Source organism: Stenotrophomonas sp. 86156_Sma, assembly GCF_056481625.1.
On record NZ_CM151157.1, the window covers coordinates 593,311 to 606,914 of the forward strand.

Below are 13,604 nucleotides of genomic sequence, written 5' to 3' on the forward strand. Positions count from 1 at the left end.
TTTATCCGCGTCAAAGGTCGTTAAGGCCGCGCTGGTAGACTTCCGCACCTTCGATGGCGCCGTGCGTCGGCGCCCCTCAGGAAAGAACATGTCCAACGCAACTTCCCAGGATCGCGCCCTGGCCCTGGCTACCTTGGCCATCCACGGTGGCCAGTCGCCCGACCCCAGCACCGGCGCGGTGATGCCGCCGATCTACGCCACCTCGACCTACGCCCAGTCCAGCCCGGGCGAGCATCAGGGCTTCGAGTACTCGCGCACCCACAACCCGACCCGCTTCGCCTATGAGCGTTGCGTGGCGTCGCTGGAAGGCGGCACCCGCGGCTTTGCCTTCGCTTCGGGCATGGCGGCCAGCTCGACCGTGATCGAGCTGCTGGACGCCGGCAGCCATGTGGTGGCAATGGACGATATCTACGGCGGCAGCTTCCGTCTGTTCGAGCGCGTGCGTCGCCGCACCGCCGGGCTGGATTTCAGCTTCGTCGACCTGACCGATCTGGCGGCGTTTGAAGCCTCCATCACGCCGAAGACGAAGATGGTGTGGATCGAGACCCCGACCAACCCGATGCTGAAGATCGTCGACATCGCTGCGGTCGCTGCCATCGCCAAGCGCCATGGCCTGATCGTCGTCGTCGACAACACCTTCGCCTCGCCGATGCTGCAGCGTCCGCTGGAACTGGGTGCGGACCTGGTCCTGCATTCGGCCACCAAGTATCTCAATGGCCACTCGGACATGGTCGGCGGCATGGTCGTGGTCGGCGGCAACGCCGAACTGGCCGAGCAGATGGCCTTCCTGCAGAACTCGGTGGGTGGTGTGCAGGGCCCGTTCGACAGCTTCCTGGCCCTGCGTGGCCTGAAGACCCTGCCGCTGCGCATGAAGGCGCACTGCGCCAATGCGCTGGCCCTGGCACAGTGGCTGGAAAAGCACCCGGCGGTAGAGAAGGTGATCTACCCGGGCCTGCCGTCTCACCCGCAGCATGAGCTGGCCGGCAAGCAGATGGCCGGCTACGGCGGCATCGTCTCGATCGTGCTCAAGGGCGGGTTCGAGGCGGCCAAGCGCTTCTGCGAGAAGACCGAACTGTTCACTCTGGCCGAGTCGCTGGGCGGCGTGGAAAGCCTGGTCAACCATCCGGCGGTGATGACGCATGCCTCGATTCCGGTCGCGCGGCGCGAGCAGCTGGGTATCAGCGACGCGCTGGTAAGGCTGAGCGTGGGTGTGGAGGATCTGGGGGATCTGCAGGTGGATCTGGAAAGGGCGCTGGGTTGAGATGAGAGTGATCTCTGCTCCGGTGAGGGCAACCCAAACCGGTAGTTGCTCATGACCCGCCATGCGTTGGCTGGCCCGTCGGTGGCGTCGGTCTCGCTTTCCGCGTGGATCAGGCGGGGGGCGGTCGCCGCCTATCGCGCACTGTTGCCGCAGCATCTGCGTGAACGCATCCGCCAGCGGCGCGACCGCAAGCTGTTCGCCTCGGTGAGCTTTGGCAATCTTGGCGACTGGCCTGCGCCCGCTACACCACCGGTGCCGGATGTACTGCCGGCGACGGACTCCTTCAGCAGCGGTGCCAATCTGCTGGGGTACATCAGTGGTCAGTTCGGATTGGGCGTCAGTGCGCGTGCTTACTCCAGCGCGCTGCTGCAGGTTGGGTATCCGGTAACCCTGATTGATTCGGACATCGATATTCCGCACTCACGTGCTGACAGAAGCTTGGCCGGGCACGTTGCTGCATCCAGCACACGCTTTGATACCACGGTGGTGTTCGTCAATCCTGATCAGTTCGATGCGGCAATTGATTCGGTGGGTCGGCAGCGCTTGGGCAGGCGTGTGATCGGCTGCTGGTTCTGGGAGTTGCCGCAGGCTCCGGACGCTTGGAGGGGAGCTATCGAGCAGGTTGATGAGATCGTAGTGGCGACCGCGTTCGTCGCTGAAGCATTCCGGGCTGTTACCGACAAGCCGGTCACCCGTATTCCCTTTCCGCTCCTGCCGGCCGCCACCAGTGCTTTGACCAGGGGCCATCTCGGGTTGCCGGATGATGCATACGTGTTCCTATGCACTTTTGACTGCAATTCGTCATTGGACCGCAAGAACCCGGAAGGGGTGATCAACGCCTTCCTTCGCGCATTCCCCGCAGATCGGAATGACGTCCGGCTGCTGATGAAATCGAGCAACGGCATGCGGAACCCGGATTTGCTGCGCCGGCTTGCAATGGCAACCCAAGGCGACCCACGCATCATGTTGCGTGATGGGGTGATCGACGTCAGTCACGTCAATGCACTACAGGCCCTGAGCGACTGCTACGTATCCCTGCATCGTGCCGAAGGCCTGGGGTTGGGCATGGCCGAGTGCATGCGCCTTGGAAAACCGGTGATTGCAACGGCATGGTCGGGCAATCGCGACTTCATGGATGAGGGCAACAGTTTCCTTGTCGACTACAGCTTGGTGCCGGTGAGGCCGGGCCAGTATCCTCATGCGGAAGGCCAGGTATGGGCGGAGCCGGACATCGACCATGCGGCGAAGCAGATGCAACGTGTCGTGGCGAACCCGGAGCATGCCTTGCGCGTCGCCCAAGCCGGGCGTGCGACCATCCTGCAGGACATGTCGCTGGAGCGTACCGGCCGGCTGTTCGCGACTCATCTTGATCGGTCCTCCGGTCTGGACCACGCCGACCGCGACGATGCGGCGGACAACGAGGCTGCATCCACGTGATCAATGTACTGCGCTCCCTTTGGGGCTATCGCTATTTCATCCTGTCCTCGATCAGGAACGATCTGCGGGCCCGGTTCGCCCGCAGCAAGCTGGGCGGACTTTGGATGATCATCCACCCGTTAGCGCAGGTGCTGATCTTCGCACTGATCCTGTCTGAAGTGCTGTCGGCGAAACTGCCGGGCGTCAACAACAAATATGCCTATGCCCTCTATCTGATGGCAGGCATGCTGTTCTGGACCCTCTTCTCCGAAACGCTGAGTCGATGCGTGAACCTGTTCATCGACAATGGCAATCTGATGAAGAAAATGGCGTTTCCGCGGCTGTGCCTGCCCATCATCGCGGCAGGAACGATGCTGGTTACCAATCTGTTGCTGACCTGCGCCATTTTCGGTGTGTTTGCGGTGCTTGGTCATTATCCGGACAGCAACGCGCTCTGGCTCCCGCTGCTGATCCTGATGACGCTTGCATTGTCTGTCAGCTTGGGGACGCTGCTTGGGGTCATCAACGTATTCATGCGTGACCTTGGCCAGATTGTGCCGGTGGTGCTGAATGCGCTGTTCTGGCTTACACCTGTTGTCTACAACCTCAATACGCTGCCTCCGAAGCTGCAGGCGTGGTTTGCCTACAACCCATTGTACGCACTGGTCAGCAGCTACCAGAACGTGTTGGTCTACAACAAGCCGCCAGCCTGGGACCAGTTGAGCATGCTGGTGATCGTTACCGCTGTACTGGCAGTGATGGCGTTGGTGATGTTCCGCAAATCCGGTGCCGATATGGTGGATGCCCTATGAGCTCCTTGTTGACCGTGCAGGACGTCGGCAAGTCCTATTCGACCTGGCGCAGCGAGTGGATGCGCGTTTTTTCTTGGTTCGGCCTACCCTTCAAGCCTATCGAGCAGCATTGGGTGCTGCGCGATATCTCCTTCGCCGTGGGGCGGGGTGAGAGCGTGGGCATCGTAGGACAGAACGGCGCCGGTAAAAGCACGCTGCTGAAGATGATCACTGGGACTTCGCAACCGACCCGCGGCCGGGTGGTGCAGTCAGGCAAGGTTGCCGCCATCCTGGAACTCGGCATGGGCTTCAACCCGGACCTGACTGGCCGGCAGAACGTGTTCCATGCTGCGGGCCTGATGGGGCATGCACAGGCTGCTATCGCCGATGCGATAGACGCGATTGAGGCATTCGCCGAGATTGGCGAGTACTTTGATGCGCCGGTCCGGACATACTCCAGCGGCATGCAGATGCGCGTGGCCTTCAGTGTCGCAACAGCATTTCGCCCCGATCTATTGATTGTCGACGAGGCGCTTTCCGTCGGCGACGCCTACTTCGTGCACAAGTGTTTTGACCGGATCAAGGCATTCCAGGCCGAAGGAACGAGCCTGCTGTTCGTTTCGCACGACCCGACTGCCGTGCAGGTGCTCTGCGATCGCGCGATCCTGCTTGATGGCGGCACCATGGTGATGGATGGTGAGCCGAAACAGGTAATGGACTATTACAATGCACTCATCGCCCAGAAGGAGCAGGGCACAATCAATCTGACTGCGCGGGAAGATGGTGGAACCGCGGTCGAGTCGGGGACTGGTGAAGCCACCATCGAATCGGTGTCGCTGATGGACGTGCATCGCAAGGCCACCGAGTATGTTGCGGTGGGCGAACCGGTGCGTTTGCGTATTACGGTCAGGACTCGCCAGGATCTGGAACGGCTGGTTCTGGGTTACATGATCCGTGACCGGCTTGGCCAGGCCATCTTTGGTACGAACACTTTCCATACGGACCAGATGCTGGAAAACGTTGCGGCCGGTCGGATATTGACCTTCGACATCGATTTCCAGGCCGAACTCGGTCCGGGAACGTACTCGGTATCGATCTCGCTCAGCGATACGCGCGACCATCTGGGCAAGAACTACCAGTGGCGCGACATGGCGCTGGTGTTCTCCGTGGCAAACCTTGACAAGCAGTACTTCGTTGGCACCAGTTGGTTGCCATCGCAGATTTCGATCACCCAGAGTTGATCGGTACTGTTTCGAGCCTCAGGCCATTCCATCTTTATACAGACTAGACGAGAGAATTGAACATGGCAGCCAATCAGGAATCCTTGCTGTCGGCCAACGAAGTAATGCGACGGGTGCGTACGCGCCTTGGTGTAGGTGACTTGAGCATGCCTCTTGCAGCTACTCCCTCCATGACAGATCTGGGAGTTTCATCGCCGAGCTTCGTTGCTTCGCCTCCGACCGGGGAGTTTCCGATCAAGAGCGAATATGTCGTTGCCGATTTCCTTGGTTACGACGATGTTGCTTTCATCGTCAATGTCTATCGCGCCATTCTTCTTCGTGAGCCTGACGAGGGCGCGCAAGGACATCTGCGTTCATTGCGAGCGGGCCTTCGCACCAAGGTCGAGATACTTGGTGCGATTCGTTGGTCGGACGAGGGGGAAAGCAAAGGCATTCATATCGATGGTCTGCTCCTGCCCTACAAACTGCACGAATGGCGTCGGCTCCCCGTGATCGGTCGCTTCCTGCACTGGGGGCATGCACTGGTGCGCCTGCACCGCAACGAGCGCGTATTGGATACGCATATCGCGGCGGTAAGTGGCAACCTCCAGCATGCGCAGAGATTGCTGACGCGCACTGCTGCCGAGCAAGCTGTCCAGCTCGGCTCTCAGGCCCGCAGTATCGCAGTTCTGCCAACCCGTGAGGATGTCGATGCTCTGGCTCTCCAGATCGAGACGCTGGGCGAGAAGCTCGCTGAGTTGCAGGCTGGCCCTGTTCCCAGGGTGCCGGTTGCCGCCACAGCGCTGCAGGTGCCGGTCCGTGATGTCGAGATGCGTACGTCCGCGGTGGAGTCGCACCTTGACCAACTCTATGCCGATTTCGAGGACCATTTCCGTGGGCCTCAGGAGCAGATTCGCCTGCGCCTGCAGCCCTACCTGAAGTTCATCAGCGATGTCGGAGCCGGTACGTCCAATGCACCGGTCCTGGACCTGGGCTGCGGTAGAGGGGAGTGGCTGGAGCTTCTGCGGGAAGCCGGGCTGAAGGCATCGGGTGTCGACCTGAATATGCTCTTCATTCGGGAATGCTTGCGCAAGGAGCTTGACGTTGAGTTCGGTGATGCACTGTCCAAGCTCAGGTCCCTGCCTGACGCATCGGTGGGCGTGGTTTCCCTGTTCCACCTCGCCGAGCACCTGGATTTCGCCTCGTTGATCGAGCTGATCGACGAAGCCCAGCGCGTGTTGGTGCCTGGAGGTGGCCTTATTGCCGAAACCCCGAACCCGGAGAACGCCCGGGTGGCCCAGTGGACCTTCTATATGGATCCCACTCATCGCAATCCGCTTCCCCCGCAGATGCTGCGCTGGGTCGTGAGCGCACGCGGTTTTGTGCAGTCCGACATCCAGGCCCTGTTCGAGGCACGTCCTGCTTCGGACATCGCATTCGTGGCTGCCGATGTACCTGGGGCGGAAACGATCAACGCCTTGGTCCAGCCCCATCATCAATCACTTGACTACGCAGTGATTGCACGAAAGTCGGTGTCACGACCATGAGCTCGCGCCTCTTGGTTACTGGCGCCAGTGGCTTCGTTGGAAGGCACCTGTTGGCGGCTGTCGATGCGGGCATGTTCGGTGAAAACGTGCAGGCTGTCGCTTGGCCTGGTGGCCGTGATCTGCGCGATGCCTCAGCGGTAGCGGAATTCGTTGCTGAAGTGGGAGCAACCGACGTAATTCATCTTGCAGCGCAGAGTTTCGTTCCCCGGGCGATCGCGCAACCACGGGAAACCTACGAAATCAACGTCATCGGCACGTTGAATCTGCTCGAAGCGCTGACGATCGCCGAATTCCGTGGGCGCTTCCTGTACATCAGTTCCGGCGACATCTATGGACGCGTCGACCTGGATGACCTGCCGGTCAACCTAGCGACCGTGCCCCGCCCGGGCAACCCCTATGCCTCCAGCAAGCTGGCCGCCGAGGAACTATGTCTGCAGTGGGGGCGCCGCACGCATCGGGACGTCCTGATCGCTCGGCCGTTCAATCATATCGGTCCGGGGCAAAGCCGCGACTTCGTTGTATCCTCCCTGGCCCACCAGGTGGTGGCCATCAAGGAGGGGCGGCAGCCGCCAGTGATCGACGTCGGGGATATCGAGGCGACCCGCGATTTCACCGACGTGCGAGATGTGGTCGCCGCCTATGCCGCCATTCTCGCCAAGGGCACTGCACAGACTCGCTATCTGGTAGCTTCCGGCGTTGAGCGCACCGTGGCGAAGGTGCTCCAGCAGATGCTGACGCTGGCGGGGACCACCGCGGAAGTGCGCGTCGACCCCGCGCGCCTGCGACCCTCCGATCAGCGACGGATGGTGGCCGATGCGTCACAGACCACTCAGCAGACCGGCTGGCGGCCGACGATCAGCTTTGATCAAACCCTGAACGACATCCTGACATCAGTGAGAACCTCATGAGCAAGAAATCCGCGTTGATCACCGGCATCACCGGCCAGGACGGTGCCTACCTCTCCAAACTGCTGCTCGAAAAGGGCTACGACGTTCACGGCATTCTCGCTCGTCGGAGTACCGACACGCTGTGGCGTTTGCGAGAACTGGGAATCGAGACGCAGGTGAAGCTGATCGATGGCGATATCTCGGACCTGTCCTCGTTGATCCGTGCAATGCAGATTTCGCGCGCCGAAGAGGTCTACAACCTCGGTGCACAGAGTTTCGTCGGCAGCTCCTGGCAGCAGCCTATCCTGACTGCCCAGGTGGACGGTGTTGGTGTACTCAACATTCTGGAGGCCGTGCGCATCACCAATCCGCAGGCACGCTTCTACCAGGCATCCACCAGCGAAATGTTCGGTTTGATCCAGGCGGAGAAGCAGGACGAGAGAACGCCCTTCTACCCGCGCAGCCCCTATGGCGTGGCCAAGTTGATGGGCCACTGGGCTACGGTCAATTACCGTGAAAGCCACGCGATGCATGCCTCCAGCGGCATTCTCTTCAACCATGAATCCCCGCTGCGTGGCATTGAATTCGTAACCCGCAAGGTGACCGACGCCGTTGCCCGCATCAAGCTGGGCATGCAGAGCGAACTGCGTCTGGGCAACATCGATGCCAAGCGAGATTGGGGCTTTGCTGGAGACTACGTCGAGGCGATGTGGCTGATGCTGCAGCAGGATAGGGCTGATGACTACGTCATCGCCACGGGTATCACCACCACGGTGCGCGAAATGTGCGAAATCGCCTTTGCCCACGTGGGCATGGATTACCGCGACCACGTGGTCATCGATGAGAAGTTCATGCGCCCCGCAGAAGTGGATGTGCTGCTTGGCAACCCGGCCAAGGCGCAGCAGAAGCTCGGCTGGCAGCCCAAAACCAGCCTGCAGGAGCTGATCACCATGATGGTGGACGCCGACCTGCGACGCCTCAAGGCCTGAGGCTCAGCCGGGAACAAACCATGGGAGTTGATGTAGGTGATCGAATGGATGTAGACATCGAGCAGCAACGGCAGAAGCGGCCTGGCCCGATCGCGTTGGCAGCGGTTGTTCTGGCTATTTCAATGCTGTTGTTCGTCAGCTGGGGTGCCTACCAGGCCGATCCGCGTCGTTCTCCGCAGCTGCAGGCCGAGTCCGTCCAGATGGACGGATTCGAAGCAGATGGCAATGGTTTCCGGGCATCGGGAAAGCTGCCTTCGCACATGGTGTCAGGGCAGTTCCGGTTGCGGTCGCAGCAGCGTTACGCGTTCTCTTTCTCGGTGGACACCGCACCCGGCGCGCCGGCGGATGTTGTGGTAGATCTGTTTGCTCCTGGATACGACAGTCCGGCTCAGGAGCGTAGTTTCCATACACAACCCGGGCAGACGTCGGTTCGCTGGTCCGACATGATGGACGTTGGCCCGGACGTTCCGGAAGTGGTGTCACTTCGCATCTTCTATGACGGTCCAGCGGGCCTGCATATCAGTGACATCCGGGTTGTGCATGTTCCCAAATGGAAAATCTGGATTGGCCATCTGTTGCGTGCCTTCGTGCTCGTCGCCTTGGCCGCGTTCGTTCTTGTGTTCGCGCGGTGGACTACTCACGGTTTGAGTGGCAGGAAAGCACCAGTACCGTGGGCGCTGCTGAGCGCCTTGTGGCTTGGAGGCACCCTGGTCCGCTTCCTCGCCGCACAGATGTTGCCGTACTGGTCCGGTGACGAATACGCCTACAAGATGATCGCCAGCGGAATCTGGGCAGGTGGCGGGCGATCGGGCATTCCCTCGCCAGACCAGATTCTGCACGCGACAAATCTGCCGAACATGCTGTACCCCTACCTGATCGCGCCCAGTTTCATGGCGGGCGAGTCGTTCTATATCGGGGTGCGGCTGATCAATGCGCTGATTGTAGCTTCGGCAGTTTTCCCCGCCTATCTGATCGCCCGCCGGTTCCTGGATGCTCGCTTGGGTGTGCTCGTCGCTCTGGCCGCCATTGCCATACCGGGAGTGTTCATCTCGGCCTATGCGGCGACCGAAGTTCTTTACTTCCCGTTGTACCTGTGGGCGTGCTGGGCTGGCCTGCGCTTCCTGGAGCGGCAAGGCTCGGTCGCCGCGGCTGTTGTATTTGGCGTGACGATCGGCTTGCTGCTTAATGTGCGCCTGAACGGTATTACCGTTCTGCTGGCATTGCTGGCAACCATGGGCGTAGTTGCATTGAAGGAGCGCACGCTGCGCCAGTTCATGGCTCGGCCGATCTGGCTGCTGGCGGTGCTGGTCAGCTATGCCGTATTCAAGGGAGTTTCGATCGGACTGTCATCCCCGGAAACCGACGGGCTCGGCATGTACGGAAATCGGCTCCATGGATGGCGCGACACGCTGATGTCCGACCTGCATGGATTCGCCGGCTTGCTGCTCGGCCATCTAACGATCCTGGCAATTCCATTCAGCCTGTCGCTGGCTGCTGGTGTGGGCTTGCTGTTGGCCACGCGGGAGCAGGCAAGCAGGCGTGGTGAGTTCAACCCGACCCTGTTCCTTCTGATGGCCACGGCAGGCGCCATCGGCATGGCCATTGTCTTCACCGTAGGCATTGCCCCGAGTGACCTCGGTGGGTTGGGGCGCTGGCACAGTCGCTATTACTTCTCGTCGTTTCCGCTACTGCTGATGCTGTTGTTCTTGCCGCGGCCACGGCGCGAGCAGTCCGCTGCAGGCTGGTACGCGTACTGGGGCGTGATCGTGTCGATCCTCGGCGCGGCAGTCCTGTTCATTTTGGTGCTCAAGCTGCACCTCAATCCGTGGTTCGGTTCAACCGTGGACAGCATGGAGGCGCAGATGTATCGCCTCAGTCGCTGGTGGTTCCTGGCATTCGCGGCGCTCATCATTGCCATTGCCGTGGTGAGTGAGGGGTGGTTGCGTCGTGCCCTGCAGCTCGTGTTGTTGGGGGCGTGGCTGTTGGCCGGCAACATGGCGACATGGCGAGAACTGAGTCGCAGCCCAGGCGCATTCGATGCGGGCTGCAGCGCCCTTGCGCAGGAGATGGTCGCCCACGATCCGGGAGGCGTCGCAGTGGTTGCCAGTGGCCGCCGGGAACTGGTCGACAATGCATTCTGGTTGCCCTATCTGCCGGTTGCGGTACGCATGCTTCCCGACGGTGGCTTAATAGATGCGCGCACGCTGAGCGAGGCCAGGTATGTGCTCGCCGACGACCGTATCGAAGTAACCCACGCATCCCGCATTCCCGGCACCGGTACCTGCAGCATCTACAAGGTGGACTGATATGATCATTGAAAACCGTACCACCATTGTGCCGGCCGAATCGGCCCCGGCTCCGCGTCCTGTCTCGGTGGTGATCCTGACCTGGAATGGTCTCGAGTACACCAGGCCCTGCCTGGACAGCGTGCTTCGCAACACCGACACCAATGCGGTGGAAGTCATCGTCGCCGACAATGGCAGCACGGACGGTACCGTTGAGTACCTGAAGAAGGTGCCGGGCATCTCGACCATCTTCAATGGCGAGAATCTCGGCTTTGTCCGGGGTAACAACGCCGCGTTGAAACTGATCGATCGCGATCGTGATGTGATCCTGCTCAACAACGATACCGAGATTGATGATCCGGACTGGATTTCCAAGCTCCAGGCCACGGCATATGGGTATGCGGGCGCCGGCGTAGTCGGATGCCGCATACGTCGCCTCGATGCTGACGACTTCCAGCACGCGGGCACGTACATGCCTGACCGCAGCTACTGGGGCCAGCAACTTGGCTCCGGCGAGAAGGACATCAATCAGTACGGCTTTGATCAGGATGTCGAAGGGGTGGTGTTCGCCTGCGTCTATATCCGGCGCGAAGTAATGGATGCTGTCGGTTTCCTCGATGAGGACTTTTTCTCCTACTACGAAGATACCGATTACTGCCTGAAGGCCCGTGCTGCTGGTTTCCGGGTCATGAACTGTGGAACGCTGACGGTTCGTCATCGCGAGCATGGGTCGACCTCGGTCAACAAGGTCAACCTCAACGACATGTTCCTCAAGTCCAAGGAGACATTCCTAGGCAAATGGAAGGATGTGCTCGATGCACGTTACAAGTACAAGTTGAATCTTCATTCCACGTTCTTCCGACCGGTTGGCTATGCCATGACGGCGCGGCAGATCGCGCTGGGCCTGGACGAGACCGGTATTTCGGTGTCTTACGAGTACCTGTATGGACCGGGTACCGTGCTGCCGATCAGTGAAGTGAAGACGCAGAACACTGGCGTTTACATGCTGGAGATGATCAAGCAGCGCTCTTCCCCGGGCAGCAGCGCCCCGCAGCTGGTATATGGCCAGGCTGACGCGTTTGACAAGGTCGGCGAGGGATACCGGATTGGTTACACGATGCTGGAAACCACCGGTATTCCCAAGGACTGGGTGCATGGTTGCAATTCCGTGGATGAGGTATGGGTTCCCACTGAGTTCAATAAGTGGACCTTCCAGCGCTGCGGCGTGAAAGTGCCTGTGCGGGTCATGCCTCTTGCGCTGATCGATACCAATTACTTCAACACCAGGATCAAGAGCGAGCGCATCGAGGGAGTCTTCACTTTCCTGTCGGTGTTCGAGTGGGGGGAGCGCAAGTCGCCGGAGATATTGCTGAGGGCGTTCAACCGTGCGTTCCGGCGTACTGATCCGGTGGTGCTCATCTGCAAGTATTCCAACCATGATCCGGGTGTCGATCCGGACGCGATTATCCGCAGCCTGCAGTTGGATCCGGACGGCGGGCGTGTCGTGTACTCGGTTAACGAATCAGTGCCGTACTACCAGATCGCCCAGTTGTACCGCTCGGCCGATTGCTTCGTTCTCCCGACCCGAGGTGAGGGCTGGGGAATGCCGCTGTTGGAGGCAATGGCCTGCGGAGTGCCGGTGATCGCCAGTTACTGGAGCGCGCAGCAGGCCTTCATGGATGAGGACAACAGCTATCCGTTGCAGGTTTCGCTGGTGCCCGCCGAGGCAAAATGCCCCTACTACGATGGTTTCAAATGGGCGTTGCCGGATGAAGACCATCTGGTGAACCTGCTGCGCCGGGCCTTCGAGAATCAGGGGGAGGCACGCGCCAAGGGCCAGCAGGCCGCGCAGGACGTCCGGAACCATTGGTCCTTGAGGCATTCGGCGCAACGCATGCATGCGCGCATTGCTGACATTGTTGATGGAACGCGGAACTCCGATGCGGTTCCTGCCAAGATGCGGCCACGTATCGCCATTGATGCATCCCGCGCGATGGTCGGAGAAGTCTCCGGTGTTGGTCGCTATGTAGCTACTCTGGTCAAGGGCATGTCTGCCCACCAGGCAGCCCATGGGCGCCTGCATGATTACCTGTTGCTTCCGGGGTTCGGCGACTTCGTCCATCCGGATTATGTACCTGGCAAGAGCAAAGGCCTGACTACGCTGCTTGGCAGCGGCATGACGACCTATCGCGGCCCACTCCCTGCCTATCGCGATGAAGACCACTTCGTACCTGGCATGGACCTGGTCTACTGCTCCGGCAATGTCTATCCAAAGGGACTCGGATCGGATGCGGTGATGGTCGTATACGACACGACGTTCCTGTCGCATCCTCAGTTCCATACTGAAGAGAATATCAAGCTGTGCTCGAGCAACTTCGAGCGCGCAGTGAAGGAAGGGGCGAAGTTCGTGGCGATTTCCGAGAATAGTCGTCGGGACTTCATTCATCATTACGGCATTGCGGAGGAGCGCATCACGACCATTCACTGCGCGGTAGACCATGATGTCTTCAAGCCGGCCTCGCAGATCCAGCGTCGTAGCGTCGAGCAGCGCTATGGCCTTCCACAGAAGTACTTCCTGTACGTAGGGAGCATCGAGCCTCGCAAGAATCTCAAAACCCTTCTGCAGGCCATGTTGTCCTTCAAGGGTGACGAGAAGCTGGTGGTGGTCGGAGCTGCCGGCTGGAAGAATGAAGACCTCCGCCGTTTGTTGGCGTCCGCTGGAGATCGCGTGCAGACGCTTGGTTACGTGCCGGTTGAGGACCTGCCAGCGCTCTACAGTGGGGCGCGTGCCTTCGTCTATCCGTCGCTGTACGAAGGCTTCGGCTTGCCCGTGGTCGAATCGATGGCCTGCGGAACCATGGTTATCACCGCCGACAACAGCTCGTTGCGCGAGATTGGCGAAGGTGCAAGCCATCTCCTGGCCAACCCTGAGGATCCGGCAGAGATGCTTGAGGCTCTCAATCGGGTGGCAACCGATGATTCCTATGTCGAAGCAATGGTTGCCGCTGGCCGAGAGCGCAGTCAGCGCTTCACCCAGCAGCGCCAGGCCGAGGCGCATGCGGAGTATTTCGGGGCCCTGTTGCAAGGACGCCAGGCATGAGGCCGATCCTGTTCACTCTGGGGGCCGCTCTGATCCTGTCGGCTTGTGGTCGAGCCGAAGGGCCGGCTAGCATGGAGCCGAACCAAAGGGGGGCGTGGACCGGGGGGG

The 13,604-nt window shown here is 60.3% G+C and carries 9 protein-coding genes; all 9 read left to right on the forward strand.

What is annotated here, in order from left to right; genetic code table 11:
- Nucleotides 1-88: 88 nt before the first annotated feature.
- The 9 genes from ACZK33_RS02685 (at nt 89) to ACZK33_RS02725 (ending at nt 13,496) form a co-directional block, all read left to right on the forward strand.
- On the forward strand, nt 89-1,261 hold the full coding sequence (locus ACZK33_RS02685) for a cystathionine gamma-synthase (RefSeq protein ID WP_423174466.1): 1,173 nt from the start codon (nt 89-91) through the stop codon (nt 1,259-1,261).
- Nucleotides 1,262-1,312: 51 nt separating this feature from the next.
- Nucleotides 1,313-2,698 (forward strand): glycosyltransferase family 4 protein, encoded by a 1,386-nt coding sequence (locus tag ACZK33_RS02690; protein WP_423174467.1) that lies wholly within the window; start codon nt 1,313-1,315, stop codon nt 2,696-2,698.
- Nucleotides 2,695-3,489 (forward strand): ABC transporter permease, encoded by a 795-nt coding sequence (locus tag ACZK33_RS02695; RefSeq protein WP_423174468.1) that lies wholly within the window; start codon nt 2,695-2,697, stop codon nt 3,487-3,489. The genes ACZK33_RS02690 and ACZK33_RS02695 overlap by 4 nt, the downstream gene beginning before the upstream one ends.
- Nucleotides 3,486-4,709 carry an ABC transporter ATP-binding protein gene (locus ACZK33_RS02700; protein WP_423174469.1) on the forward strand — a complete coding sequence of 408 codons (1,224 nt, stop codon included), beginning with the start codon at nt 3,486-3,488 and terminating at the stop codon, nt 4,707-4,709. The genes ACZK33_RS02695 and ACZK33_RS02700 overlap by 4 nt, the downstream gene beginning before the upstream one ends.
- Nucleotides 4,710-4,771: 62 nt before the next feature.
- Nucleotides 4,772-6,235, forward strand: a complete 1,464-nt coding sequence (locus tag ACZK33_RS02705; protein WP_423174470.1) for a class I SAM-dependent methyltransferase — start codon at nt 4,772-4,774, stop codon at nt 6,233-6,235.
- A complete protein-coding gene (locus ACZK33_RS02710) occupies nt 6,232-7,143 on the forward strand; it encodes a GDP-mannose 4,6-dehydratase (RefSeq protein ID WP_423174471.1) in 912 nt (303 codons plus the stop codon). Before ACZK33_RS02705 ends, ACZK33_RS02710 begins: the two co-directional genes overlap by 4 nt.
- On the forward strand, nt 7,140-8,111 hold the full coding sequence (gene gmd / locus ACZK33_RS02715; RefSeq protein ID WP_423174472.1) for a GDP-mannose 4,6-dehydratase: 972 nt from the start codon (nt 7,140-7,142) through the stop codon (nt 8,109-8,111). Before ACZK33_RS02710 ends, gmd begins: the two co-directional genes overlap by 4 nt.
- Nucleotides 8,112-8,155: 44 nt before the next feature.
- Nucleotides 8,156-10,417, forward strand: a complete 2,262-nt coding sequence (locus ACZK33_RS02720) for an ArnT family glycosyltransferase (RefSeq protein ID WP_423174473.1) — start codon at nt 8,156-8,158, stop codon at nt 10,415-10,417.
- 1 nt (nt 10,418) lies between these two features.
- Nucleotides 10,419-13,496 (forward strand): glycosyltransferase, encoded by a 3,078-nt coding sequence (locus ACZK33_RS02725; RefSeq protein WP_423174474.1) that lies wholly within the window; start codon nt 10,419-10,421, stop codon nt 13,494-13,496.
- The last annotated feature ends 108 nt before the right edge of the window (nt 13,497-13,604 follow it).

Coding starts and splice junctions, on each gene's coding strand:
- ACZK33_RS02685 (WP_423174466.1), top strand. CDS start 89: ATGTCCAACGCAACTTCCCAGGATCGCGCCCTGGCCCTGGCTACCTTG.
- ACZK33_RS02690 (WP_423174467.1), top strand. CDS start 1,313: ATGACCCGCCATGCGTTGGCTGGCCCGTCGGTGGCGTCGGTCTCGCTT.
- ACZK33_RS02700 (WP_423174469.1), top strand. CDS start 3,486: ATGAGCTCCTTGTTGACCGTGCAGGACGTCGGCAAGTCCTATTCGACC.
- ACZK33_RS02705 (WP_423174470.1), top strand. CDS start 4,772: ATGGCAGCCAATCAGGAATCCTTGCTGTCGGCCAACGAAGTAATGCGA.
- ACZK33_RS02710 (WP_423174471.1), top strand. CDS start 6,232: ATGAGCTCGCGCCTCTTGGTTACTGGCGCCAGTGGCTTCGTTGGAAGG.
- gmd (WP_423174472.1), top strand. CDS start 7,140: ATGAGCAAGAAATCCGCGTTGATCACCGGCATCACCGGCCAGGACGGT.
- ACZK33_RS02720 (WP_423174473.1), top strand. CDS start 8,156: ATGGATGTAGACATCGAGCAGCAACGGCAGAAGCGGCCTGGCCCGATC.
- ACZK33_RS02725 (WP_423174474.1), top strand. CDS start 10,419: ATGATCATTGAAAACCGTACCACCATTGTGCCGGCCGAATCGGCCCCG.